Source organism: Paenibacillus xylaniclasticus (assembly GCF_004001065.1).
In the GTDB taxonomy this organism is placed as follows: domain Bacteria; phylum Bacillota; class Bacilli; order Paenibacillales; family Paenibacillaceae; genus Paenibacillus_T; species Paenibacillus_T xylaniclasticus.
This window is the reverse complement of the sequence record NZ_BIML01000007.1, coordinates 51323-77273: the sequence shown is the minus strand read 5'-3', so window position 1 is coordinate 77273 and position 25951 is coordinate 51323. Positions and strand designations below refer to the sequence as shown.

Genomic DNA, 25951 nt, shown 5'->3' with positions numbered 1-25951 from the left:
AACGTTGCACTTCTCATACCTGATCGGTGCGGTACCTGTGCGTATGAAAAATATACTCAAAACATACACCCGATCATTATAGCATGCCCAATAGTCTATTTCAACGATTATTATTGAGTTTCACGCTGCTTACAGCTCGATTCGGACGCTTCGCCCCTTGCTGTGCGCTTCGTAAATCTTGCTTTCTTCCTGGTTATTTCAAGTAAACCCAGTCTTGTCCACCCGACAACTGTACAGCGGCTTCGATCTCCTCTTGTCAACGTTTCGATACGCTGTGAGATGCGCTGGCGGTTCGCCTCTTCCTCCATATCAATGAAATCAACGATAACAATACCGCCGGTATCGCGAATTCGGAGGAGCCGCGCAATGAGCTCTGCCGCTTCTTCGTTCGTTCGGTACATCGTTTCCTCTAGGCTGCCGCCTCCCGTAAATTTTCCGGTATTCACATCAATTACAGTGAGCGCTTCTGTCTCCTCCCAGACAATATACCCGCCGCTAGCCAATTGAATCATTCTCGCGAAAGCCTTCTCCAACTGAACGTCGACGCCGAATTGGACAAACAGCCCCGCCGCTTGCTCACTGCGCCGCACGATTCCCGCAAACCCGGACATCGGCGATTGCTTCATCAGTTCCTTCATTTCAACAAGAATATCGTCATTCTCTACCCAAATCTCGTCCGTATCCGTCGTCAACATATCCCGGATGACGCGGCGGACAAGCCCCGACTCCCGATGCAGGACGGCAGGGGCTTTCACCTGCTGTGACTGACGGGCCGTTTCTTGCCACACTTCTCGTAATGACGCAACCTCCTCGGCTAATGCCGAATCCGGCACGCCGCTTGCAGCGGTCCGGATAATAAGGCCCTCCTCTTCCGTCCGCAGCCGCTCACCTAATACACGAAGCCGTTCCCGTTCCGCTTCGTCTCCAATCTTGCGCGATACGCCGACATAAGCAGCCTCCGGCATATAAACGAGCCATCTTCCAGGTAACGAAATATGCGTCGTAATACGGGCACCTTTACCGCCACCCGGCTCCCGCATCACCTGCACGATCAGCTCCTGCCCAACCCGCACGACATTCTGGATCAACGGCTTCTGCTTGCCTACAGCACGCTCACGCTTTTCCAAATTCGGATGCAATACATCATCAATATAGAGGAAGGCGTTTTTGGACAGTCCAATATCAACAAATGCCGCCTGCATGCCTGGCAGCACATTCATTACCTTTCCTTTGTACACGTTGCCAAGCAAGGAGCTAGAACCGCCGCCCGGACGATCCTCCTCACGCAGCTCCGAAGCATAATCGATTAGTACACCATCTTCTAATACTGCGGCATGAATTCCATCATCCTGATTTTGAATTAATAGCTGCCTCATCTGTTCATCCTGCTCCTTGCCAGTCCGCATATCAATCTAGGACGATTATAGCATGAACAGTATAACGGTCAAACGATCAATTCAATGACAGGCTGATTTGGACTAGGCGAAATAAAAAAATGGTACAGCAGTACATTCTCGGGCAATACACCAAGCAGCTCTCCTCGCGGAGTCGTCACGTAGACAAGATGTACATAATCCCTACGCAAGCGGCGCAGTATCGATTGTACCGCTGCTTCCGGACGCACGATAATCGGCGATGGGCCTGATTCTTGCGAAAGTCGCCTTGCGGCAAAGCGTTCCCGATTGACTAGAAAGCGGATGAACAAAAACGGCAGATGACGAAGCTGAGTCCAGTTCGTGGCGAGAAGAAACAAGGCAATCGTCAACACGTTTAGCTGAATACCGCCTCCAGGCCATAGGGGTCCAACAAGCGCCGCCGCGGCAAGCATAACACTCATCGCAATACTTAGGCGGATTGACCATAATAATGACTGATGATATGACAGCAGCCGTCCCAGCAAGCATTGCAGCAGCTTGCCACCATCCAACGGGCTGATCGGAATAAGATTGAACATCATAATAAGCAGATTGGCTTTCACCAATTCTTCCGACCATGGCAAGCCCCATCCGATCGAATGTCCGAGCACCCATGCCACTGCTGCCATCCAAGCATTCTGCAGCGGACCTGCGATCGCGACGATCACCTCCTCCTTCGTCGGCATACCGCCCGCTTCCTCCACCTCTGCTACGCCGCCGAACGGAAGCAGCTTCACCTCGCGGATCGTCCAGCCCAAAGCACGGGCTGCCGCTACATGACCAAGCTCATGTACGAAGACGAGCGCGAACAGCGTAATAAGCTCAGCGAATCGTCCCGCGGCAACGGACAACAGCATGACGATAACGAACAGCGGATGAACGCTCCATACGATGCCGCCCCATTTAATCAAGTGGAATCACATCGGTCGGATCGATGAACCGTCCGTCAACCTTCACGGCAAAATAAAGCAAGCTGTGCCCGCCATCACCGCCGCTTACAAGCCTGCCGATTATGTCGCCTGCTTCGACCCAGTCGTCCTTGCGCACCTTCGCCTCACCTAGCTGTCCATAGAGGGTTTGCCTGCCGCCAGCATGCTGAATAAGAACCGTCTGTCCTTCGCCAGCATCCGGTGTGACGAGTATGACTTGTCCAGTTGCTGCGGCCGATACAGGGGCATCAGGCAATCCTGCCAGTTCGATTCCTCCAAGCGACTGTGCGAATGACTTCACAAGCGTCGATTCCGGCAGTGGCGAGACGAACGCTTGCGGCGTCAAAGCCGCACCTTCTACCGTCTCAGTATTACCGCCGCTGCTGAATAACGGAATAAATGCAGGAGAGCCTGCGAACGTTCGCTCATACCAGGCCGATACCGACTGAAAATCAAACTCGGTTGTGAGCGCCGCCGTAACCGCAGTCTGAACTTGCTGAGCAGGTTCGCCTTCGAGCTTGAACTCCCCCCATATAATTCCGAACAATATTACGCTGACGATCAGCTGATTGCGGAAATGCCACCAAAATTTGGAGCTCCCTTCAACTCGATATATATCATTATATTTGCGGCTGCCGCTCTGCCTGTCAGAATACGATCCAAGCCATGGTGCAGCATTAGCCTTCCACAGCTTCTCCGGGTCCTGCTCATACGCAGCTTCAGACAGCCTCGTGCTTCGCTTCTCTGCTGAAATCGAAGGTGACGGAGTATCCAAATTTCCATGCACTGGCATCGGGGCTGCCCAGTCAACCGGCGGCAAACTGTCCATGGTCTGATCCTCCGCCTTCCTGGAGTGCTCTTCAGTTGACTGCCGCTCCGATTTGTTCGGAAAACGGTTAGAGGATTGGAACTCATGGAATGGATTAAGAAAAGCACCCGGTACACCGCCCGATTTAGACTTATCGATCATTTGAGCCTGTTCGATAAGCTGCCGGATTTTCTCCTTATGACGCTTCCGAATCCGCTCGTTATTCATCCGCTTCGCCCTCCTTCACTTGTCCTATATGTATGAAGAAGGGGAGATAACTATGAAAGGCAGTCCACGATGAAAAAAAGGTCCTCGGCTGTCCAATCTGCCAACGGCAGTATAGGAACAGTCGAGGACCGCTCTGCTGGTTCGATCGATTACAATACGTTGACCTGGTTAACCGGGCTACCGCTAATAAATTGCTTCAAATTGTCCGCTGCAATCTCCATCAACCGCTGTCTTGCCTCGAAGGTCGCCCATCCGATATGCGGCGTAATATAGCAATTGCGTGCTCCGATAAGCGGATTGTCGGATGGCGGCGGCTCAACCGACAGCACATCGACTGCAGCGCCGGCGATCCGCCCTTCGTTCAGAGCGGCAGCCAAATCCGCTTCGACCACATGTCCGCCGCGTGCCGTATTAATCAGCAACGCCGAAGGCTTCATCCACTCTAGCGTTCGACGGTTAACCATTCCTTGCGTATCTGGTGTAAGCGGACAGTGCAGCGTCACGAAATCAGAAAGCTTAAACAGCTGCTCCAAGCTGACGAACCGAACCGATTCAAGCCCTTCGATCCGTTTCTCTGTTCGCGTATGCACGATGACATTCAATCCAAACGCTATTGCGGTTCGAGCAACCTGCTGCCCGATTTGACCGAAGCCGACGATACCGATCGTCTTGCCCACCAGCTCTATGAGCGGGAAGTCAGCGAACATAAAATGTTTGCTGGCGCTCCAGCGGCCGCTATGGACAGCGTCGCTGTGCTGCTTCACATGATGACAATGCTCCAGTAAGTAAGCGAACACAAGCTGAACAACCGATGCTGTACTGTAGTCGGGGATGTTCGTCACTGCAATTCCTTGCGACGAAGCCGCTGCAAGATCAATTACATTATAGCCTGTTGCCAGCACTCCGATATAGCGCAAGCGCGGCAGACTAGCAAGAACGGATGCGGAAAGCGGCGTTTTGTTCGTTAATACCGCATCCGCATCCTTCGCCCTTTCGACGATTTGATCCGCCTCTGTTCGATCGTACACCGTCACGTTGCCAAGCGCCTCAAAGCCCTCCCAACTCAAATCTCCAGGATTAAGCGTATATCCATCTAACACGACAATATTCATTTCCTATCTCCTTTACTACTGCTATAGACCGCTTCATCACCTTGCTCTTGTCTATCTATCATATACGGAACAAGGAAAAAATTATAGAAGGTGACTCTAATCCGAATGCAGCAGATCGTAGAGTGTCAACGTAACAATCCGAACTGCTGCCGCGACATCTGTCAATCGTACATGCTCGTTAGCCCGATGCCCGTTTGCTTCCTCTAATGTGCGCGGCCCGGCTCCGAACATAACGGTCGGCACCCCCGCCTCGTAGAAATGCCGGGCGTCCGCATATAGAGGTACGCCTTCAACCGGCAGCTCGCCACCGCCCATTATGTCTGACCAGTTTTGCTTCAACGCCCCTATGAGCGGTGACGACAGATCAACAGGGCCAAATGGCCGGGCAAGCAGGACGCGCCTCGTGTCTACCGAGATGTCCGACAGCGGTTCGATCACGGCTTCAATCCGCTCAATCAACTCACGCTCGACGAGCAGCGGATCTTCATCAGGAATAATCCGCCGATCCAATCGTATCGTACATTCGTCCGGCACGACGTTCGTATTGATGCCGCCGCTAATTAATCCAATATTCAGCGTCGGGCAGCCAATACCAGGTACTTCGGATTGTTTCTCCATTAAGACAGACCGATATTCATAGAGATCGGTCAGCAGCCGATTCATCGCCTCAAGCGCATCCGCTCCCGTGTCAGGAATCGCAGCATGCGCGGACCTGCCTTTGACCCTTACCTCCAAGTGAAGACATCCATTATGCGCGTTTATAGCCGAATGCGTAAACCCTGCACATATCGCGTAATCTGGGCATAGCCTTCCCGTGTCTAGCAGCCTTTTCGGCCCGATCTGTCCACCTGTTTCTTCATCGAAGGTGAAGGCAAGCACAATCGAGCCAGTTGCGCATGTCTTACTCTCCCGCAGTGCCATTGCCGCAAACGTATAGACTGCAATATCCGCCTTGGATACAGCCGCTCCTCGGCCATAGAGATTGCCATCTGCGATGAGCCCCCCGTACGGATCATAGCTCCAACCGCTTCCCGGCGGTACGACATCACCATGAGCATTAAGCGCGATGACAGGCCCGCAGCCTGCTCCTAGCTTAAGCTCAGCTACAATATTATCGACAGCAATCATTCCAGCATCCCGAACTACATCAGACGGAACCGGAAGGATAATCGGCTCGAACCCAAGCTCTGTCAGCCAAGTTGCTGTCTCGGAAGCGATTGCCCGGCAATCTCCGTTCGGATTGTCGGATGGGACTCTCACTAACGATTGAATCATTTGGATCAAACGTTCGTCACTGTTATCCAGCCAGCTCAGCAGCTTCTTTCGGTCAGCCGCTTTCTTCAAGATGTCTGCTTCGATACGGTCGTCCCTCATCGTCGTTCCCCCTTAATAGTAGATGACAGCAATGGCCTGGCACCCATTCGTCCCGTTACTCGGAATCCGTCCTTAGCACCGATGTCGGAGCCAATACACTAGGACGAACAAGCATCCCGCCTCCAGCTTCGCCTGATAACGCTCCATCCGCGTACACCGTTACACCCCGTACTATCGTTCTCACAACACGGCAGCCGAATTGCCGTCCGACGTAAGGACTATGTCGATGCCGATCGAACAGCAGCCCCCGCTCAAGCTGGTATGACCCGTTCAGGTCGACGAGGACGAGATCAGCGTGGCGCCCGACTTCAATCGCCCCCTTACGATCCGTAATGCCGAATCGTTCAGCTGGAGCCCCGGCTGTTAACTGGGCGATTCGAGAAAGCGGGATGCCTCGTTTCATGTGACCTTCATCAAGCATAAGCTCCAACGTGCTTTGCGCTCCAGATATGCCGCCCCATATCGCGAAGAAATCATCTGAAGCTTTCATCTCCGGCGGACAAGGAGAATGATCGGACGAGACGATGTCTATCGTTCCGTCTGCAACGAGCTCCCACAACCTTTCCATATTAGCCTTATCACGCAGTGGAGGAGAGCATTTCGCCGCCCCACCGATTTCAACCAAGTCATCTTCTGTCAACGTCAAATAATGCGCGCACGTCTCAATTGAAGCATCAAGTCCTGCACGCCTTGCGTCAGCAATATCAAGCGCCGCAGCCGCGCTGCTAATATGGACAAAATGAACTGGACACCCCGTAAGCTCTGCTGCAAGCAGCGCCCGCCTTACCGCATCCCGCTCTGCCCATACTGGACGAGCTCTCGCATAGGCTCTTGCATCGGTCCTTCCAGCACGCCTCATCTCCTTCGTCAATGCAGCGACGATCGGCTCCGATTCGGCATGCAGTGCGAGCAGCCTTCCCGTAGGAGCGATAGCCTCCATTCCTCTTAGCAAATAAATGTCGTCGACTTCTCGGAAATCGCCTTCTGCTGTAGAGCCTGGGAAGCACATAAACGCTTTAAAGCCAATGACGCCCGCCTCCGCAAGCGGACCGATGCTGTTCATATACCCCGGCATCAAGCCGCCCCATATGCCGTAATCGATCCGTGATGAGCGGGCAGCGGAAAGCTTTAACTGCAGTGCATGCTCCGTCACCGTTGGCGGTCTGCCGTTAAGCGGCATATCGAAATAAGTGGTGCAGCCTCCAGCAGCCAGTGCAGCAGTTCCCGTGTCGAAGCCTTCCCAGTGACCAAGTCCGGGCTCGTTAAGATGAACATGCACATCGACCGCTCCCGGCAGCACCGTCAAGCCGCTTGCATGTATCGTCTCCTTACTGTCACCATGCACCGTCTCCTCAATAGCAGTGATGATGCCGTTCTTGATGCCGATTTCGACTTGCTTCACGCCATCTTGAAATACGACTGCGGCGCCTTTCACAATCAAATCCATCGTCATCGCATCATCCACCCATCTTTAAATGTCAGATTTAATAACATATTACAACGGTTTTCTTGTGGTGTCATGGGTAAAATAGACTCAATCGTGTTCTTATGAATTGATCGATCGATATTATAAATGACATAAATATGACACAATATCTTCCTCATTATTCCACATGTCTTACATACAGAAAAAGGGGCGGAACCAAAGCTCGACTTTGGTCCTGCCCCTTATTCCCTTATTATTGTATAACAACTCCATTACTGTTACTGCGTATCCAACTCATACTTCTCCTGATGCACTTTAATGCTGAGCACCAGACCAATACAGATCATATTGAGCAGCAGTGACGTGCCCCCGTAACTAATAAACGGCAGGGTAATGCCGGTAATCGGCATTAATCCGATCATCATCCCAACATTCTCGAATATTTGGAACACGAACATGGAGACGATGCCAATAATCATGAACGCGCCCCTTTTGTCGAAGCACTGGAATGCGATCAATATCATCCTGTATATCAAGAGGAAGTAGAGAAGCAGCACGACAGCGGAGCCTTGGAAGCCGAATTCCTCACCAATGACGACGAATATGGAGTCTGAATACGGATAGGAGATGAAGGCATTGTTCTTCGAGTCGCCCTGCAAATAACCGTCTCCTGACAGTCCACCCGAACCGATTGCGATCTTCGCCTTCGTCGCTTGATAAATTTCCTTCTCCGAACCGCTGCCCGGATTCAAAAAGCCGTTAATCCGCTCATACCAGTGTAGTCTCTCATGCTCAACCATATACGTCTTAATCTCATCATTAAACGTATTAAACAGAATGCCGAACAATAGGATGAACCCGACGACGGCCGTGAGTCCGATGAGCACATGTGTATACTTCACATTGCCGATCCACAGCATGCCTAATACGATGACGATATAGATAATTGCATTACCAAGGTCCGGCTGCATCATGACAAGCAGAAACGGTACAAACGCAAAAGCACCAACCGCAAATACATCGCTCGTCAAGCGCAGCGGATCTCCTTGCCGCTTTCCCATCAGATGGGCTATGCCGATAATAAGGACGATCTTGACCATCTCGGCAGGCTGGAACTGCAAACCGCCCGGGAGAGCGAACCAGCTGCGAGCCCCGTTAATTTCTTTGGCTAAAAAGAATACGAGAATGAGCAACACTATACCTATACCGTACCATATATGCCAGCCCTTCAAAAGCAGTCGGTAATCGATCAACGATACGAGCAGAACAATGACGAAACCGATTGAATAGAAAATGAGAGTCTTGGTGTCATAAGTGGCATACTTCGGATCGTACAACGTGGCGCTGTGTACGATCAGCGTGCTGATGCACATAAAAAAACCAAGCAGCACTATAATGCCCCAATCAAGCTTTTTAAATTTATGAATCACTGCTAACTCATCCTATTCCCAGGAACTTGCGAATTCGCTTAAATGCGCCGCCCGACTTCTCATCCAGCTGCATTAGCGGTACCATATCTCCCAAAATACGCCGCGCGATGTTCCGATAGGCAATCGCAGCACGCGAGGAAGGGTCCATTACCGTCGGTTCGCCAGCATTCGCCGATTTAATGACCTTCTCGTCGTCCGGCACGATACCGAGCAAATCGATCGCGAGAACTTGACATACTTCATCAACCTCAAGCATATCTCCCGTTTTGAGCATATTCGGACGAATCCGGTTAATAACAAGTTTCGCCGATACGTTTGATTGCTCCAGCAGACCAATAACGCGGTCTGCGTCGCGAACAGCCGCATTCTCCGGCGTCGTCACGACGATCGCACGGTCAGCCCCTGCAACCGCGTTGCGGAAGCCTTGCTCAATACCAGCTGGACAATCGATCACAACATAATCAAAATCTTTCTTAAGCTCTAACACAATATCACGAACCTGCTCAGGCGTCACGTCATGCTTATCTTTCGTCTGAGCGGCTGGAAGCATGTACAGCTCCTCGAACCGTTTATCTTTCACAAGCGCTTGCGGCAGCCTGCAGCGACCTTCAACAACGTCGACGAGATCGTATACAATTCGGTTCTCAAGTCCCATCACGACATCCAGATTACGCAGACCGATATCCGTATCGACCATGCACACTTTTTTGCCGAGCAGTGCAAGCGCCGTTCCCAAATTAGCTGACGTCGTCGTCTTGCCGACACCGCCTTTGCCCGATGTTATGACTATCGCATCTCCCATGACTTCTACACTCCTTTATACACAAGCGGTTCTTTACGCATCCGGAACAGCTGAGTCGTCTTATCGACCTGCATAACTCCCTCGTTCAGAAAGGCATATTCCATAGCAGCATCCCCCGTCATCCATTCCTCTGGAGGACGGCTGATCACTTCAGCAATTCGAAGCTGCGTGGGCCGGAGAAGGGACGCAGCAATAATCGCATCCGTATTCCCTTCCGATCCGGCATGAGCCATCCCTGCCAAATTACCCATGACATAAATATCGCCTGTGCAAATAATCGATCCGCCAGGATGCAAATCGCCGAGAAGCAGCAAGCTTCCATCATGCGTTACGACTTGGCCGGACCGAATAATTCCTGTCATCACTTTCAATTGCTGTCCTTGTCCGTCCGTCTGAGGCTTAAGCTCCGCCTCACTCTGAATCGATTGGACAATCAAATTGCCGCGCTGGCGGAGCACCGACCTGATTTGTTCCTTCTCATCCTCTGTCGTTATCCGATTGCCTAGCTTGACATGAACGTGAATGAGCGGACCTGTCAACAGCTGCTGATGGGTCTTCTCAATCTTATATTGTAGTTCATCGAGCAATGCCGAAAATTCGCAGCGATCATCGAGAAGGAACACGAGACCTTCTTTGACGCCTTTTATAATAATATGTTGTTTCTCGGTCAACGCACGTCCCTCCCATGATCTATTCCTTCTTTTCGACATGCCCCGAATCCTGCCGAACCATTCGATTATTCTTCTTCATTTTCTGGACTGTGCACTGGCCGGACTGCGTTCTCCATCCATTTCCTTACTGGAACGTAAACCGCGAGCGCGAACCCAAGCTGCAAAAACGTACTAGGCACCATATGATCAACAAACGCGTATGAATAGGTCTCACGAGTAAAGCGGAATACGCGATAGACCGCATATAGAATTGATTCATACGTCATACACGCCAATATGATGACGGAGAGTGCGTTCAACATGGTTACCCGCCTCTTATCAAGCAGAAGGCCGGCCAAATAGCCGAGAAGCCCCATTGCAAAAGAGTTCACGCCTAACAAGTTGCCAAAATAGACGACATCCTGCAGCAAGCCAAAGCTCAATCCGAATAATAAGGCCTTATGACGACCAGAATACAGCGCTGTGTACAAAACGAATACGAATGTGAAATGAGGGATGATTCTGCCTGCTAACGATTCCGGTATAAACCAGGGAACAAGCGTCCCCTCTACAATAAATAAAAGGAACATAACGATGATCAAACGACCGGCCGTCATGGCGTTTCTTCTCCCGTCTCTGCCATCTTCACAACGAAGACCTCGGTCAAGCGGTTAAAATCTGCGAGCGGCTTCACGGAAGCGACCTTAGTCAATCCGAAATCGTCCGCCTGTGGGGTCGTCTCTACTGTCCCAACGACGAGTCCTCTCGGGAAAACACGGCCAAGTCCTGAAGTAATGACCGTATCTCCGACAATCATCGGATCGTTCTCTGGAATACGGTTCATCACGAACCGGCCTTTATTATGGTCGAATGTACCAATGATGCCGAACGATTCATTCTCTCGGCCAAGTACTGTGACCGAGATCGATTTAGAATTCGGCGACTTCTCATCCAGTGAAGTAATCGGCTCAACGTTCGAGGAGAAGGCAGAAACTTTGGTGACAATGCCAACCAGCCCGTCATCCGAGACAACAGCCATATTTTCCTTAATGCCGTTCTCCGATCCGAGATCGATCTTAATTGTCGAATTATAAGGATCAGGGCTCACCGAAATGACTTGCGCGATCAAATATTCATAGTTGTTCAAGCTGCGCTGACGCTCCGTAAACTTAAGCTTGTTCTCTAAATCCTCGACTCTTTTCTCAATGATGTTATATTTGATCTTGTCTCGCGCATATGCCGCCGCCGTCGTTCGGAGCTGTTCATTCTCTTTCTGCAGAGATCGGATGTTGCCAATATCCTCAAACAAGCCCGCTATATAGCCAGCGGGCTTGTAAAACCATTGTTGTACGTAGGCGACGGAATCATTGACAAATTTCTCAGGCGCCGACAATTGTCGGTCGCGAAGCGAGAATCCGAGCGCTGCGATGAACAAAATTAATCCGATCATGAGGACGAACAGCCGCTTGTTTCTCATCAGATTAAACAGTTCAATCACCGCCCATCGTTATACTCTCTATGATGTAATGCTAGCCTAAATCTTATCGTCTCGACCGCGGCGAAGCCGACCGGTTGTTCTTGAACAGGTGAATGTTATCAAGCGCACGGCCCGTTCCTATTGCTACGCAATCAAGCGGATTGTCAGCGACGATGACCGGCATTCCCGTCTCGCGCGACAGCAGCTTATCGAGACTACGCAGCAGGGCGCCGCCGCCCGTCAGAACGATGCCGCGGTCCATAATATCGGCAGACAGCTCTGGCGGACATTTCTCCAGCGTAATCTTAACCGCTTCGACGATGGAGTTCACGGTATCCGTCAGCGCATCCGTCATCTCATCAGACGTAATGGAGAGCGTCTTCGGCAGTCCCGATACGAGATCGCGGCCGCGAATCTCAATCGCCTCGCTTTTGTCGAGTGGAAGTGCGGAACCGATCTCCATCTTCAGCTGTTCCGCAGTACGCTCACCAATCATTAAATTGTAGACGCGTTTGATATATTGGATAATTGCCTCATCCATTTCGTCACCCGCTACACGGATCGAGCGGCTCGTTACGATGCCGCCCAGCGAAATGACAGCCACTTCTGTCGTGCCGCCGCCAATATCGACAACCATGCTTCCCGTCGGTTCCCATACTGGCAAATCCGCGCCGATCGCCGCTGCGAACGGCTCTTCAATTGTAAACGCCTCACGCGCGCCCGCCTGCTTCGTAGCATCTTCAACAGCTCGTTTCTCAACCGCCGTAATTCCAGACGGAACGCACACCATCACGTTCGGATGGCGTGGGAACAGCGCGCGCTGCTTCTGCGCTTGACGAATAAAATATTTAATCATCGTAGCGGTAGTCTCGAAATCGGCGATAACCCCGTCCTTCATCGGACGAATCGCCCGAATGTTGCCTGGCGTTCTTCCGATCATCTTCTTCGCCTGCTCGCCTACCGCTGTAATTGTCTTCGTATCGGTACGCAGGGCTACCACGGACGGCTCCCTGACGACAATTCCTTTACCTCTTACATAGACTAGGGTATTCGCCGTCCCAAGGTCGATGCCCAAATCTTTTGCTCCTCCAAACATGTGTGTAAAGCTCCCTTCTCTTCTTGACGACAATCCTTATTATTATATTACAACAGTCCCCGCTCCTTCAAACTAACAAACTTTCCATCTCCGATAATAATATGATCTAACACTTCGATACCGATCAAGGCTCCCGCTTCACGAAGCCTCTGGGTAAGCGCAATGTCTTCCGGACTCGGAGTCGGATCGCCGCTAGGATGATTATGGGCACATATAATAGATGCACTGCTGCGCTTAATCGCCACGCGGAACACTTCCCGTGGATGAACAAGAGAGGCGTTCAGCGTTCCGACCGACAGCGTCTCGCGCGCAACGACATGATTTTTCGTATTTAGAAACAGGCACATAAAATGCTCAACGGTCTGGTAACGGAGCTCGTCCATAACAAGATCGGCCGCATCCTGCGGCCGCTTAATGACAGGACGATCGCCGAAACGGGCCGCAGCCATCCGTCTGCCCAGCTCAATGCCCGCTTTTAATTGCAGCGCTTTGGCTGGACCTACGCCACGAACAGCCATCAATTGCTCAACGCTCATATCGGCCAAATAACGAAGTCCGCCGCATTCTTGCAGAATGCTGGCCGCCAGCTCGACGACCGATTCCCGCTGGGTACCGGTTCTGAGCAGTATTGCAAGCAGTTCAGCGTGACTAAGCGCTTCCGCCCCATGTGCCATCATGCGTTCTCTTGGACGTTCTTCACGGGGGACATCGCGCATCAAATGCGCTTTCGATTCCATGTCCCAAGTAACCTCCCGATCCAAATAAATAAACCGTTCTTATTATTAATAAACGTTGATGCCGAAATCACCAAGCATATCGGATAACAACGGCAACGGCAGTCCGACGACGTTGAAGTAACAACCGTCGATCCGCTCAATATTGACTGCGCCGAGCCCTTGAATAGCATAACTGCCTGCCTTGTCCATCGGCTCGCCGGTTGCGACGTAGCGTTCAATCTGATCAAGCTGCAGCGGCTTCATCCATACTCGTGTTCGGCTGTGTCTTACATCGCGAACACTATTCACGGACGATAAGCAGCATACTCCGGTATATACCTCATGCTCACGTCCTTGCAGCCGCAGCAGCGTAGCTACTGCATCCTGCTTGTCTGCAGGCTTTCCCAGCACTTCGCCCTCCAGCACGACAATTGTGTCAGCGCCAATAATGAGAGATGGGATTTGCTCCCCCTCTTGGCCAAGCTGCTCGCAGGCCGCCTCTGCTTTACGCAGCGCAAGCTGCTCCACGATCTCGGAAGGCGACCATGAAGGCTCTGCCGTTTCATCCGCATTCGTCGACAAAATACGAACCGGCAAGGAAAGGTCGAGAGATGCGACCAGTTCCTGCCGGCGCGGAGACGATGAGGCCAGCACGAGTTGGCCTATTCTATTCAGTTCGGATTGAAATCTAGTTGCCTTCACCGTGGTGGCACTTCCTTTCTATAATCAGAAGCCAGCACAGCTTCTGTCGATGTTACAGTTTGCGGTACAGCCAAATCGCTGCAACAAGTCCGGCAATGCTCAGAATGCCGAGCTCCAGCCGAATTGTAATATCATAGCTCACTACGTAAAGATTGACCGCAGACGACCAATTCACCGACGTCGTATCCGTCAGGAAGGACAAGCCTGGCGCCTTCTTCAGCCATCTCGTTACTAATGCTCCTGTTAACAACCCAAGCACGATAAATAGAAGGAGCGTCCAGCCATTCTTCTTCATCGTCCAACGCCTCTCGCCACGAATTGACACCTATGGACATTATAAGCGTTAGCTCTGCTGTTTACAATCTGCCGCTCGATTCCAACCATCCTTTTTCTGCGAAGACGGCGGCCATAAGAGCGGACTGCGCATTCCACAGATGGGACGCTGACGGCTTTTTATCGAACTCGGCAAGTGATACTGCAGCCGTATTAATTGCCTGAGCTAGCTGCCCTGCCGCTTTCTTATTCTGCTCATTCGTCAGCTTCGCCGTAGCGGCTGACGATGCTGATAACCACTGCTCGTGCAGCTGCTTCCATGCTGAGGCTTGATCAGCGCTGAACGGCTTCAAAGTTCCTAGCTCCAGCTGTCCGAGCGTCAGTCTATCCAGCATTTCGATTAACTCATTCGTCGCCGACCAATAATTTTGCAGCATCTGGGCATCCCCTGAGAATGGCATCGTCTGGACAGCTGGCAGCTCGATTTCCTTCACATATACTTCTATTCCGTTTAACAACTGACTTAAAGCCAGTGCTCCATCACGGTCGCTCGACATCCCAACATATACTCTGAAATCGTTCTCCGTATCCCAACGATAGGCGGCTAACCCCTGATCTGCTAGCTCCGATACCGCCATATCGGCTCCTTCCGCCGAGCTGAAAACGCCGTATTGCAGCGCATGGAACGACTGTGCCTTAAGATTCACCTGAGCAACAGCGGCAGCTCCGTCCGATACAAGAGGCGAATCACCGCTATCCGGTATGCCTATATCTACGATCCCGCCAGATACACCACTGCTATCAATAGCAGTTCCGTTGTTACCAGAAGAGGCGTCTGGATCAAGCGAAGGAATAACAGCCGTCTCATTAACCGCTGTACTTTCGCTATTACTTCCGCCAGACCACGGTCCTTGTCCGGCAAACAGCGCAAGAGCTAAATACCCGAATAAAGCCCCTGTTGCAATTGCTCCCGCAACCGAGGCAAATACCTTCAACCAAGATGGTCCCCGTGAACGGATACGTGAGTAATCTGCAATAGATGGAAGATTTCCGACCCGTCCGCTCGTATGTGAGCCTTCCAGGCTGCCCAAATCCCAATCCGATATGCTGTACGGCTTGTCCTCCACAGGGGTGAACTGCTGAGGCAAGTCCGTATTGTCCAGTTGTACAACGGGCGCAAGCCCTGTCGAAGACATCGGCACTGTACCTATCGCCACCGATGGCGCCGAATGCTGTGTCACCATATCTCCATCCTCAATACGATTCGAAGCCGCAAATAGTTTTTGTTCGGTTTCGACATTTGTTACCTTTATTTGCCTAATAGGCTCAGGAAATTTCCATACGCTCGGTCCTTTCGCAGCTTGCACCCGATCCGGCTCATCCGTGCTCTTATTCGGCATCATACGCTCCCGATCAGCAATCGTCCCGCTTTCATGCCGAATAAGCCGCTCCAAAGCTTGTATTTCATCTTCAGACTGCGGAAGAAACGTACGCTCTTGCTCTTCACTCGTCACATTTGACCTCATTCCAGCTTCTGATTGCCTATCCGACAGCGCTCGCGAATCCAGATGCATCCGCCCATTCTCGTCCGTAGCCCTATGGCCATTCCTCATCAGCTCAGCGCCGCCAAACCGAATCGTCATCTTATGGTCTCGCTTCATGTCATTCTCTCCTTCACCTTTGCCTTATAGGCAATAGCAGCCTCGGAAGGCTCTCGTCCATCCTGTACTAGTAATCTATGAGAGAAGTGCGAGATTTATGACGTCAGCCTAAAATTGTGAGCTTTAAGTTCAACAGCGTACTTCATGCTTTACCCAATTATCGAGAATAGAAAACAAAAAAATACTGGGCAGCTTCAACGCTGCCCAGTAGCTCTTCAGTTACAGATCAACAATTTCTTGAATCACCCAATTGCCGCTGGCATCCTGCTTCAAGAACAGAACTGAATCAAACGAGTACAGCTCCCCCTCATCCTCAACTTCGAATGTAACGAGAACTGAAGCTGTTCCGTTCTTCTCATCCGCCGCGAACAAGAATACGTCGGACGGTGTATAGTACGAATCGTAATCCTCGAAATCATAAGTCCAATACTCGATTTCTTCAGCCGCGCTTTCGGAATCTGCCGCGAACATGCTTGCGATCGCATCGACATTCTCATCATTCAAATTTGCTGCATACTGCTCAATAAATTTATTGACGCTTGTCTTGAATTCCGCCGATGCGGATGCCGACTTCTGTGGCAAATCATAATCCGCGCCCGTCCACTCTTCGGACTTAATCTTCCATACGCCAGCCGAATCCTTCACCAGCACAAATGTAAGCTCATGAATCTCATCGAGAGCATACGGGCTTTGTACATCGACTTGAACGACAGCGTCGATTGTCACCGAAGCTCCTTTGAACGAAACGATCTTCGTCGATTTAAGGGTCAGCTTCTCTGTTTGCTCCTTGAACTGCTCTTTCATATCAGCTTCATCTTGGGCGCTCCAGCTTGCCGGCAGCCAAGTTGCTTTCACCGACTTTAAATCTTTATTCGAGAGCGCTGTTATGTACGCCTTCACAACATCCGCTGCTTTCCTCTTGCTAGCTGCCTCCACCGAAGCCGGAGACGTCACGACCAGCTGGCTCTTGCCATCCCATTTGGCCGTCCCGCCAAACGATTGCACGACAAATTCTGCCGGTACAATCATATACCCCTTCACGGAATACGGCGCCGCAAGCAGCGTTTTCTTCGTATTGTTAACCGTTGCAGATTTGCTGCCAACCGTCAGCTTCACGACAGTCGTGCCCCGTTTGAGCGTCGCCGTATTCGATTTTGAATCGAATGCATAGGTTGCGCCGATTTGCGCCGCCAGTGGCTTCGCCTCCACCAACGTCGCTTTGTCTTTACGGACCGGTGCATTCGTAAACTTCACCGTTTTGCCATCAACCGTTACACTTACAGCGGCATTCGCAGCAAGCGCATAGGCCGGAACGATCATGACTGCAAGGCAGATAAGCAGGAAAGCCTTAATACTTTTACTCATGATTACCATCCTTTACTAAGAAGTAGATATTCTATAGTTATATCGTCGCGGGAAGTAAGGTTCTGAAGTGTGTGGAGTAGTGCCAAAGATTCATTTCTTTAAAAATTATTGATGTCCCGTTTATAATAGGCACTCAATAGTGAGTTGCAGCTCAAGGCCATCTAATACAAAAGGGCGGTCTATCAGTCAGTATTCACTGACTGATAGACCGCCCTCTCATTGAACGGTTTTACAAACTTTCTGCGAGCGCCGCTGCCACCTTCCAGATGTCGCCAGCTCCCATCGTAATGATGAGATCACCAGGCTTCATCTTCGATTTAAGCTGCTCCAGCACTTCTTCCTTCGTCGGTACGTAGCTTGTGTTCTCGTTGCTGTTCTTTATGATCAGCTCAACCAGGTTGCGAGAGCTCACACCTTCAATCTGCTGCTCGCCTGCAGGGGAGTAAATATCCGTAATAATGACCTCGTCCGCTTCTCCGAACGCACAGCTGAACTGCTCCAGCAAAAAGTACGTGCGAGTATAACGCTGAGGCTGGAATACGGCAACAATTCGCTTGCCTGTCGCCTTAGCTGCACTGATCGTTGCTTGAATCTCGGTCGGATGATGCGCATAATCATCGATGATAAGAATGTCATTCTTCTCACCCAGCACATGAAAACGGCGCTTCGCACCGCGGAACTGCCGAATCGCTTCGGCTGCTGTTGCGAACGGCAGCCCTGCTTCCATACATGTAATAATCGTCGCCATCGCATTATAGACATTATGGCGGCCTGGTACAGACAGCTCGACCGTGCCAAGCTGTTCACCTTGACGACTCAACGTAAAGGTCACCTTCCGGTCACCTAGGCGAATGTCCGATGCACGGAACTGTGCCGCCTCCGACTCAATGCCATACGTCACGACCTGCTCTTCCTTCAGCGAGCCGCTGCCTACCTGCGGCAAGATTTCCTGCACATTCGCATCATCAATGCATACGATTGCTTTGCCGCCCGGCTTCACCTGCTGAAGAAAACGAACGTAAGCACTCTTCAGCTTGTTGAAATCTCCGTCATAATTTTCAAGATGATCCGGTTCAATGTTCGTCACGATCGCCATCATCGGATGATACTGCAGGAACGAGCCGTCGCTTTCGTCTGCTTCCGCTACAACATACTCACCTTTGCCTGCCTTCGCATTCGTACCAACATTAACGATTTCGCCGCCGATAATGTACGTCGGATCGATACCGCACGTTTCCATCACGAGGGCAATCATCGAGGACGTCGTTGTCTTCCCGTGCGCGCCGGCTACGGCAACGCCTTTGCCTGCGTTCATAAGCCGAGCAAGCATCTGAGAACGGTGAAGGATCGGAATGTTCAAATCCTCCGCTGCCTTGCGCTCGACATTATCCTTCGGAAGGGCCGTCGAGTACACAACCAAATCGGCGCCCTTCACGTGCTCGGCCTCATGACCGATGAAGATGCCGGCGCCCTTCTGCGCCAGCTTCTCCGTCAGCTCCGCCCGGACCACGTCGGACCCCGTAACTTTATATCCCATCTCCAGCATGACACGCGCAATCGCGCTCATCCCGTAACCGCCGATGCCGATAAAATGCACATGTTCTGCCGTATTCAAAGACGGTTCACCAACCTTTTTCAGAATCCATGATATGAAGCAACTTAGAGCGCGCGTCGGAAATAAGGTACAAGGTCCCCGTCACAACGCCGAGATCTCCATCCTCTATCGTCTGCTCTAATTGATCAAGCGCCTTACGCCAATCGGGCTCAACAATTACATTAACCTTCAAGCCCAATTCTGACGCAAGCTCGGCAGCAATAGAGGCGAGAGATTCCGCACTCATTCTTTTACGAAAATCAGGCTCGGTCACGATCAACGTATCCGCTATTGGCAGTATATGCCGAAGAGTCTCACGGTGATTCTTATTCTCCAACATTCCCATCAAGACATGAGCCCGATTATACGTATACGTAGTTTTCAATGTGGAAGCAAGCGCTGCTGCCCCTTCCGGATTGTGTGCACCATCCAGTAAAATCCGCGGCTTGTGCGATACCATCTCCAGCCGGCCTGGCCATGCTGCTGCCCGAAGGCCGCGAATTAAATCCTCGTCCTCCAGAATGAGCGCATTGTACTGGCGGAGCACCTCAAGCGCCATCACAGCCAGCGCCGCATTCGTCTGCTGATGCACACCGCTGAGCGTAATCTCGAGAAGCTCGATCGAGCGGAACGGACCGTGGAAGCTGAAGCTCTGCAGCTCCTCCTGCACTGACAATGTATCATAATGGAACTGCTCACCGAGCTGATACAGCGTGCTCTTCGAATCAGCTGCCTTCTCCTTCAAGATCTGAATGACCTCCGGCTGAGCTGCCGTACTGACGACAGGAACGCCGGGCTTAATAATGCCTGCTTTCTCCCGCGCCACCGCTTCAATCGTATCGCCCAAAATATCCATATGGTCATGACCGACATTCGTAATGAGCGAGATGGCCGGCGCGACGATATTCGTCACGTCCATCCGTCCGCCAAGTCCCGTTTCCCATACGACATAATCCGGGAAAGTCTTCTTAGCGAAGTACAAGATCGCTATCGCCGTCGATACCTCAAACATCGTCGGTGAACCAAGCTCCGTTGCCGCCAGCTCCTCAACATGCGGCTTCAGCATGTTCGCAAGCTCTAGCAGCGTCTCTTCCGGAATATCTTCCCCGTTGTATTGGAATCGGTTCGTAAACTTCGTAATGTAAGGAGACGTGAATGTTCCCACGTCATATCCGCACGCCATTAGCACTGATGTTAAATAAGCACAGGTCGAGCCTTTACCGTTCGTGCCCGCAACGTGAATGAAACGCAGCCGCCGCTCCGGGTGACCCATCCGTTCCATCAGCAGCTTCATCCGCTCCAAGCCCGGCCGGATGCCGAACGGAATTAATCCGTTAATCCAATCCGCAGCTTCTTTGTATGTACGGAGCGAAGCGGCGCTGCCCGCCGCTGACGCCTCCGACTGAAAATCACTCATGCTGTTTCACTACCTTCCGTCCGCTGATTACCCGCGCAGCTCCGCGATCCGAGCAAGCACTTTGTCGCGTTTGCCGGCGTAATCTGCCATTTTCGCTTTTTCTTCTTCGATGACCTTCGCTGGCGCCTTCGATACGAAGCCTTCGTTGCTCAGCTTCTTCTCGATACGCTCCACCTCGCTGTTGAGCGTCTTCAGCTCCTTCTCCAGACGCACAATTTCTTGAGCAATATCGATTAATCCGGCGAGCGGGAAGAACAGCTCTGCCCCCGTTACGATAGCCGACATCGCTTTATCTGGCGAAGCAGCCTCAATCGATACCTCAAGGCTTGACGTTCCGCAGAAGCGTTCCACGAAATCGCGGTTCCGCTCTACGATAGCAAGCTCGGATTCTCCGGAAGGTTTAATAATCAGCTCAATTTTTTTGCTCATTGGCACGTTCACTTCAGCACGGATGTTGCGAACCGCACGGATTAGATCCATCAGCAGCTCCATCTCCCGCACCGCTTCCGGCGACTCAAGTGCTGGATCGAACACCGGCCATTCGGCAAGCGTAATCGTCTCACCCTCATGCGGCAAGTGTTGCCAGATCTCTTCACTAATAAACGGCATGAACGGATGAATGAGCCGCTGCGTCCGGTCAAGCACATAAGCAAGCACCGATTGCGTCGCTTTCTTAGCTGCAGGATCGGTACCGTACAGATTCAGCTTCGCGAACTCGATATACCAGTCGCACAGATCGTCCCAAATAAAGTTATACAGCAAGCGGCCGGTTTCGCCGAAATCATAGCTGTCGATAAGACGCGTCACATCGCGAGCTGTTTCATTCAAGCGATGCAGAATCCAACGGTCTGCCGTGCCAAGTGGTACGGTAATGTCGATGTCGGCAGCGGTAACGCCGGAGAGATTCATAAGCGCAAAGCGCGAAGCGTTCCAAATCTTGTTCGCAAAGTTACGCGCCTGCTCAACCTTCTCCCAGCGGAAGCGTAAGTCTTGGCCTGGCGTATTATTCGTCGACAGCATGAACCGCATCGCGTCGGCGCCATATTTCTCGATAACGTCGAGCGGATCGACGCCATTGCCGAGCGACTTAGACATCTTCTGGTTGTTCTCGTCACGCACGAGACCGTGCATTAGCACATCCTTGAACGGAATTTGGTCTGTGAACTCAAGCGCTGTGAAGATCATTCGAGCAACCCAGAAATAAATAATATCGTAGCCCGTTACGAGCAGATCGGTTGGATAGTAGCGTTTGAAGTCTTCACTGTTCTCATCCGGCCAGCCGAGCGTAGAGAACGGCCACAGCGCCGAGCTGAACCACGTATCGAGCACGTCCTCATCCTGACGCCAAGGCGATCCTTCTTGGTCAGCACCTGCTGGCGCCTCGATTCCAACGAACGTCTCTCCCGTCTTGTCATTGTACCAAGCCGGTATACGATGGCCCCACCACAGCTGACGGGAAATACACCAGTCGCGAACGTTCTCGATCCACTGCAGATACGTACGCTCGAACCGATCCGGTACAAAGTTAACGCCCTTGCCATTCTTCTGCGCTTCGATCGCGCGCTCAGCCAGCGGCTTCATCGAGACGAACCACTGCGTCGACAAGTAAGGCTCAACGACAGCGCCGCTACGCTCGGAGTGACCGACTTGGTGAACATGCTCCTCGATCCGGATGCAGACGCCTTGCTCTTGAAGGTCCTTCACAATCGCTTTACGGCATTCCGCACGGTCGAGACCTTGATAAGGACCGGCATGCTCATTCATTTTGCCGCTTTCGTCCATTACCGTAATTTGCGGCAGATCATGGCGCAGACCGACCTCGAAGTCGTTCGGATCATGCGCTGGCGTTATTTTAACGGCACCGGAGCCGAAATCCTTTTCTACATACTCGTCTGCAACAATCGGAATTTCGCGGTCAACGATCGGAAGACGCAGCATTTTTCCAATAAGGTGCTTATAACGCTCATCCTCTGGATGAACCGCAACAGCCGTATCGCCGAGCATCGTCTCCGGACGCGTCGTCGCAACCGTAATATGTCCGCTGCCATCCGCGAGCGGATATTGCAGATGGTAAAGAGCACCCGTTACTTCCTTGTACTCCACCTCGATATCGGACAGTGCCGTACGGGCCGCCGGGTCCCAGTTAATAATTTTTTTGCCGCGGTAAATTAAGCCCTTCTCGTACAGGCTGACGAATACTTGGCGAACCGCCTTGGACAGCCCTTCGTCCAGCGTGAACCGCTCGCGGGAATAATCGAGGCCGAAGCCCATCTTCGCCCACTGCTCTCGAATCGTATTATTATACGTTTCTTTCCATTCCCATACTTTCTCCAGAAACTTCTCGCGGCCAAGGTCGTAACGAGACAGCCCTTGCTCACGAAGCTTCTGCTCTACCTTCGTCTGCGTTGCGATACCAGCATGGTCACTGCCCGGCAGCCACAGCGCATCATAGCCTTGCATCCGTTTCGTGCGGGTCATAATGTCCTGCAGCGTGAAGTCGAGCGCATGACCGATATGGAGCATGCCCGTCACGTTCGGGGGCGGGATCACAATCGTATATTTCGGCGCGTCAGGACGTTTACCCGCTTGAAAGTAATTTCCTTTCATCCAGTAATCGTACCACTTTTGCTCCGCTGCTTTCGGATCGTATGTCGTCGGCATCGAGATTGTCGACTGATTATCAGACATGTTTCATTACCTCCATAGGCTAAAAAATAAAAAAACCTTCCGCCGCAAAGGACGAAAGGTTCTAGCTTCCGTGGTACCACCTTCATTCCATGACGAACATACGCATAGAAGCCTGTATGCCGCATGGCACTTAAACAGATAACGGCTGTAACCGGCCGGACCTACTGCCTGACCTTCCGTCAATCGGCAAAGTCACTTCAGTCCGGGCAACTCCAGGGCGACACGCGGCACCGACAATCCTGCGGCTCCTCTCAGCGTAACGGCTCCGCTCTCTGAAGGCACGAATGCTGCGTTTCCCTTTCTTCGTTGTTGCCAATATAATAGGTCATCCGACAGCAGGCCCGCCGTATTAGCTAACCTAATCGAATAAACACGTATATCGTAATAATACTGCTCTTCACGATACAAGTCAACGATACGGGCTATTCGCCTGGAGTCGAGTCCGTTACAATCTCGAGTCCATCGACATGCTTGCGGTTCATCAAATGCCGCTTCTTCCTATTATCCTTGGAATCAAATACGATGCTCATATCATAATCTTCACCCGGGTAGAGCTTTGTTCGGTCAATATATGGCGCAAGCCTCTTATGATTGAATGCTATTTTTCGCTGCTCCACCTGTACGATTACGCTACCGCGTTCGTCTGCTTCCTTATATACAATGCCCGTTCGTCTTAATGGGTGAATCCATACGCAGTCGCCTGTACGTAATGGCTGACGATGCTTCTCCCCATTGTTCGGCTTTCCCGCATCCTTATTCACTGTGGATTCAGAATGTTCGCTTCTGCTCGGCTTCTTCTGCCGCTTTGCAGCATCACTAGCATTCAAGAGTGAAGTTCTACCACTTTCGATTCGGCCCAACTGGCTGGCTGCAGCTGCCGCCGGCTGCAACACGATAGCCTCCGCGCGGGCAACAATCGATTCCGGCAGGCCGAACCTTCGAGCGACGGCAAAAGCCCGGCTTTCTCCCGCTTCCCCTATCACTAGCCGGTGAAGAGGCTTCAATGTCTCGCGGTCGAACGTCATGCTGGCATTCATGCATCCTTCAGTTTCCGAAGCATACTTCTTAATCTCATTGAAATGAGTCGTAGCCGCTACGAGCGAACGCTTCTGCATTAAATGCTCTAGTACGGCAACAGATAGGGCAATGCCTTCCCCGGGATCGGTTCCCGCCGCCAGCTCATCGAGAAGCAGCAGAGAACGTTCTCCCGCCGCATTTACCATCGATGCTACATTCGTCATATGCGCGGAGAATGTGCTTAGAGACTGCTCTAAATTTTGCCCATCGCCCAAATCCGCCATTACTTGTTGAAAAATGCCAAGTTCGCTTGTCGCAGCAGCCGGAATCAGAAATCCGCATTGATGCAGTAGGACGAGCAGTCCGAACGTCTTCAGCACTACGGTCTTGCCGCCCGTATTCGGCCCAGTTACAATTAGCTGCTTCCATGCGCCGCCAAGCTCCGCATTAAGCGGTACGCACTGCCGCCTATCAATCAGCGGATGGCGGGCGTTCACGAGCCGTATGACAGGCGTTCGACTCATGACCGGCCGTCGACCATCGTATGAGCGGGACAGCTTACCTCTTGCCGTAATGAAATCAAACGCCGCCATCGCTTCAACGTTCCAAATCAGCTCGGCTGCGCGTTCTCCCGCCATCCCAGACAGCCGCGCCTGAATCGCGTAGCATTCCCGCTCCTCATCCGCTTTCCAGCTATCCCACTCTATCTGCAGCGAAGCGATATCAGCCGGCTCGACGAACAACGTTTGGCCGCTTGCTGATTCATCCCATACCGTGCCAGGCACCTGCTTGCGCAAATCCCGCTTGACCGCAATGACATAATGACCGCGCCGTTTACTAATAATCGCTTCCTGCAGTGCGCTTTTGTACTTATTCATCGACTGCTCCAGCTTCTTCTCGATTTTCGCTTCAATTGTATACAACTGGCGACGAATACGTCCCAGCTCCGGACTCGCTTCGTCCGTCAGAGCACCGCCGCGCAAGCAGCGATCTAACTCCTTGCGCAGCTCCGGGCAATCGCTCATCGAATCGGCATAGGATGCAATTCTAGCTGCTATCTGCCGTTTGCTGTCCATATATTTCTTTAACTGTCCAATGGATGTTAACCAAACGTTCAATTGGTGCAGCTCCGACACCGAGTACACTTTTCCTTTGCCCAGCAGTGCAACAATAATATCGATCCCTTCCATGGCTGACAAAGGAATGCTGGCGCCAGCAGCAAGCAACGCCGCCGCTTCCTCCGTTTCCTCCAGCCATGCCGCCACCTGCCGCTCATCTGCGCTCGGCTTATGCTTCTCCGCAAGACGCCTTCCTGCAGGCGATACCGTGTACTCGGCGGCGGCAGCCAGCATTTTATCCAGCTCTAGCATTCGTATCGTAGATTCATTCGCAACCATCATGTTTACCTCCATTTTCGATTATAGGCACAAAAAAAAACAGGACAGAACGCGAGTAATCGCTTCCGTCCCTGCGAATATAGCTCTCCCGATATAGATCTTCATGGTCCAATCCAACAACAAAAGCCGTGCTGTCAGAGCACGGCGATTCAGACCAACCGGAAAGCTAACGTTCAGGTGGAAATCTCTCATGTTCTTAACTTTATTGGTGGGAATCCCGATTGAACGGAACGCAGCACAAAAATAACCTTCGGATTGAAAGTTTTTTCAGAAGCTGACGAAATTCATTCGGTTATCGCCATATCCAATTATTAGTTAAGAACACCGGTAATCATTAAAATTTCCCCTGCCATATAAGGTAACTTCCCCCTTAT

21 protein-coding genes and 1 other annotated feature (1 of these 22 only partly in view) are annotated in these 25951 nt (G+C 51.7%); all 21 genes read right to left on the bottom strand.

Features of this window, described 5'->3' with window-relative positions:
* Nucleotides 1-41: a sequence feature (ribosomal protein L21 leader region), on the bottom strand; it reaches 39 nt to the left of the window's first position.
* Nucleotides 42-110: 69 nt separating this feature from the next.
* Nucleotides 111-1376 carry an Rne/Rng family ribonuclease gene (locus tag PXY01_RS10840; protein WP_127569875.1) on the bottom strand — a complete coding sequence of 422 codons (1266 nt, stop codon included), beginning with the start codon at nt 1374-1376 and terminating at the stop codon, nt 111-113.
* A gap of 68 nt (nt 1377-1444) precedes the next feature.
* Nucleotides 1445-2326 carry a site-2 protease family protein gene (locus PXY01_RS10835; RefSeq protein ID WP_127569874.1) on the bottom strand — a complete coding sequence of 294 codons (882 nt, stop codon included), beginning with the start codon at nt 2324-2326 and terminating at the stop codon, nt 1445-1447.
* A complete protein-coding gene (locus PXY01_RS10830; protein WP_127569873.1) occupies nt 2319-3380 on the bottom strand; it encodes a M23 family metallopeptidase in 1062 nt (353 codons plus the stop codon). Before PXY01_RS10830 ends, PXY01_RS10835 begins: the two co-directional genes overlap by 8 nt.
* A gap of 149 nt (nt 3381-3529) precedes the next feature.
* Complete coding sequence (locus PXY01_RS10825) at nt 3530-4492, bottom strand: D-2-hydroxyacid dehydrogenase (protein WP_127569872.1); 963 nt, start codon at nt 4490-4492, stop codon at nt 3530-3532.
* A 96-nt stretch (nt 4493-4588) separates the two neighbouring features.
* A complete protein-coding gene (locus PXY01_RS10820; RefSeq protein WP_127569871.1) occupies nt 4589-5866 on the bottom strand; it encodes a M20/M25/M40 family metallo-hydrolase in 1278 nt (425 codons plus the stop codon).
* Nucleotides 5867-5921: 55 nt separating this feature from the next.
* Complete coding sequence (gene allB / locus PXY01_RS10815; RefSeq protein ID WP_127569870.1) at nt 5922-7319, bottom strand: allantoinase AllB; 1398 nt, start codon at nt 7317-7319, stop codon at nt 5922-5924.
* A 251-nt stretch (nt 7320-7570) separates the two neighbouring features.
* A complete protein-coding gene (locus PXY01_RS10810; RefSeq protein ID WP_127569869.1) occupies nt 7571-8722 on the bottom strand; it encodes an FtsW/RodA/SpoVE family cell cycle protein in 1152 nt (383 codons plus the stop codon).
* A gap of 7 nt (nt 8723-8729) precedes the next feature.
* Nucleotides 8730-9524: a septum site-determining protein MinD gene (minD, locus tag PXY01_RS10805; RefSeq protein ID WP_127569868.1), complete on the bottom strand. Its 795-nt coding sequence runs from the start codon at nt 9522-9524 to the stop codon at nt 8730-8732.
* Nucleotides 9525-9529: 5 nt separating this feature from the next.
* Complete coding sequence (locus tag PXY01_RS10800) at nt 9530-10234, bottom strand: septum site-determining protein MinC (RefSeq protein WP_127569867.1); 705 nt, start codon at nt 10232-10234, stop codon at nt 9530-9532.
* A 26-nt stretch (nt 10235-10260) separates the two neighbouring features.
* Nucleotides 10261-10791: a rod shape-determining protein MreD gene (gene mreD, locus PXY01_RS10795; RefSeq protein ID WP_127569866.1), complete on the bottom strand. Its 531-nt coding sequence runs from the start codon at nt 10789-10791 to the stop codon at nt 10261-10263.
* The gene (gene mreC, locus PXY01_RS10790) at nt 10788-11672 is read right to left on the bottom strand and encodes a rod shape-determining protein MreC (protein ID WP_127569865.1); all 885 of its coding nucleotides are present in this window, start codon (nt 11670-11672) and stop codon (nt 10788-10790) included. The genes mreD and mreC overlap by 4 nt, the downstream gene beginning before the upstream one ends.
* A 43-nt stretch (nt 11673-11715) precedes the next feature.
* Nucleotides 11716-12747, bottom strand: coding sequence for a rod shape-determining protein (locus PXY01_RS10785; RefSeq protein ID WP_127569864.1), 1032 nt, complete (start codon nt 12745-12747; stop codon nt 11716-11718).
* A gap of 47 nt (nt 12748-12794) precedes the next feature.
* Nucleotides 12795-13484: a RadC family protein gene (radC, locus tag PXY01_RS10780; protein ID WP_127569863.1), complete on the bottom strand. Its 690-nt coding sequence runs from the start codon at nt 13482-13484 to the stop codon at nt 12795-12797.
* A gap of 45 nt (nt 13485-13529) precedes the next feature.
* A complete protein-coding gene (locus PXY01_RS10775) occupies nt 13530-14165 on the bottom strand; it encodes a Maf family protein (protein WP_246027870.1) in 636 nt (211 codons plus the stop codon).
* Nucleotides 14166-14217: 52 nt separating this feature from the next.
* Nucleotides 14218-14460, bottom strand: coding sequence for a DUF4321 domain-containing protein (locus PXY01_RS10770; protein WP_127569862.1), 243 nt, complete (start codon nt 14458-14460; stop codon nt 14218-14220).
* Nucleotides 14461-14521: 61 nt separating this feature from the next.
* Complete coding sequence (locus PXY01_RS10765) at nt 14522-16099, bottom strand: SPOR domain-containing protein (protein ID WP_127569861.1); 1578 nt, start codon at nt 16097-16099, stop codon at nt 14522-14524.
* Nucleotides 16100-16318: 219 nt separating this feature from the next.
* Nucleotides 16319-17464: a copper amine oxidase N-terminal domain-containing protein gene (locus PXY01_RS10760; RefSeq protein WP_164744379.1), complete on the bottom strand. Its 1146-nt coding sequence runs from the start codon at nt 17462-17464 to the stop codon at nt 16319-16321.
* Nucleotides 17465-17693: 229 nt separating this feature from the next.
* Nucleotides 17694-19079 (bottom strand): UDP-N-acetylmuramate--L-alanine ligase, encoded by a 1386-nt coding sequence (gene murC, locus PXY01_RS10755; protein WP_127569859.1) that lies wholly within the window; start codon nt 19077-19079, stop codon nt 17694-17696.
* 7 nt (nt 19080-19086) lie between these two features.
* Nucleotides 19087-20475 (bottom strand): bifunctional folylpolyglutamate synthase/dihydrofolate synthase, encoded by a 1389-nt coding sequence (locus PXY01_RS10750; protein ID WP_127569858.1) that lies wholly within the window; start codon nt 20473-20475, stop codon nt 19087-19089.
* Between the two features lie 27 nt (nt 20476-20502).
* Complete coding sequence (locus tag PXY01_RS10745; RefSeq protein WP_127569857.1) at nt 20503-23163, bottom strand: valine--tRNA ligase; 2661 nt, start codon at nt 23161-23163, stop codon at nt 20503-20505.
* Nucleotides 23164-23585: 422 nt separating this feature from the next.
* Nucleotides 23586-25580: an endonuclease MutS2 gene (locus PXY01_RS10740; RefSeq protein WP_246027869.1), complete on the bottom strand. Its 1995-nt coding sequence runs from the start codon at nt 25578-25580 to the stop codon at nt 23586-23588.
* Nucleotides 25581-25951: the final 371 nt, after the last annotated feature.

Excerpts from the sequence above, each read along its gene's own strand:
- PXY01_RS10830 (WP_127569873.1), bottom strand. The coding sequence starts at position 3,380 with ATGAATAACGAGCGGATTCGGAAGCGTCATAAGGAGAAAATCCGGCAG.
- PXY01_RS10740 (WP_246027869.1), bottom strand. The coding sequence starts at position 25,580 with ATGATGGTTGCGAATGAATCTACGATACGAATGCTAGAGCTGGATAAA.
- radC (WP_127569863.1), bottom strand. The coding sequence starts at position 13,484 with ATGGAATCGAAAGCGCATTTGATGCGCGATGTCCCCCGTGAAGAACGT.
- minD (WP_127569868.1), bottom strand. The coding sequence starts at position 9,524 with ATGGGAGATGCGATAGTCATAACATCGGGCAAAGGCGGTGTCGGCAAG.
- allB (WP_127569870.1), bottom strand. The coding sequence starts at position 7,319 with ATGACGATGGATTTGATTGTGAAAGGCGCCGCAGTCGTATTTCAAGAT.
- PXY01_RS10760 (WP_164744379.1), bottom strand. The coding sequence starts at position 17,464 with ATGAGTAAAAGTATTAAGGCTTTCCTGCTTATCTGCCTTGCAGTCATG.
- PXY01_RS10745 (WP_127569857.1), bottom strand. The coding sequence starts at position 23,163 with ATGTCTGATAATCAGTCGACAATCTCGATGCCGACGACATACGATCCG.
- PXY01_RS10750 (WP_127569858.1), bottom strand. The coding sequence starts at position 20,475 with ATGAGTGATTTTCAGTCGGAGGCGTCAGCGGCGGGCAGCGCCGCTTCG.
- PXY01_RS10785 (WP_127569864.1), bottom strand. The coding sequence starts at position 12,747 with ATGTTTGGAGGAGCAAAAGATTTGGGCATCGACCTTGGGACGGCGAAT.
- PXY01_RS10770 (WP_127569862.1), bottom strand. The coding sequence starts at position 14,460 with ATGAAGAAGAATGGCTGGACGCTCCTTCTATTTATCGTGCTTGGGTTG.
- PXY01_RS10765 (WP_127569861.1), bottom strand. The coding sequence starts at position 16,099 with ATGAAGCGAGACCATAAGATGACGATTCGGTTTGGCGGCGCTGAGCTG.
- PXY01_RS10800 (WP_127569867.1), bottom strand. The coding sequence starts at position 10,234 with ATGTCGAAAAGAAGGAATAGATCATGGGAGGGACGTGCGTTGACCGAG.
- mreD (WP_127569866.1), bottom strand. The coding sequence starts at position 10,791 with ATGACGGCCGGTCGTTTGATCATCGTTATGTTCCTTTTATTTATTGTA.
- PXY01_RS10840 (WP_127569875.1), bottom strand. The coding sequence starts at position 1,376 with ATGAGGCAGCTATTAATTCAAAATCAGGATGATGGAATTCATGCCGCA.
- PXY01_RS10825 (WP_127569872.1), bottom strand. The coding sequence starts at position 4,492 with ATGAATATTGTCGTGTTAGATGGATATACGCTTAATCCTGGAGATTTG.
- PXY01_RS10820 (WP_127569871.1), bottom strand. The coding sequence starts at position 5,866 with ATGAGGGACGACCGTATCGAAGCAGACATCTTGAAGAAAGCGGCTGAC.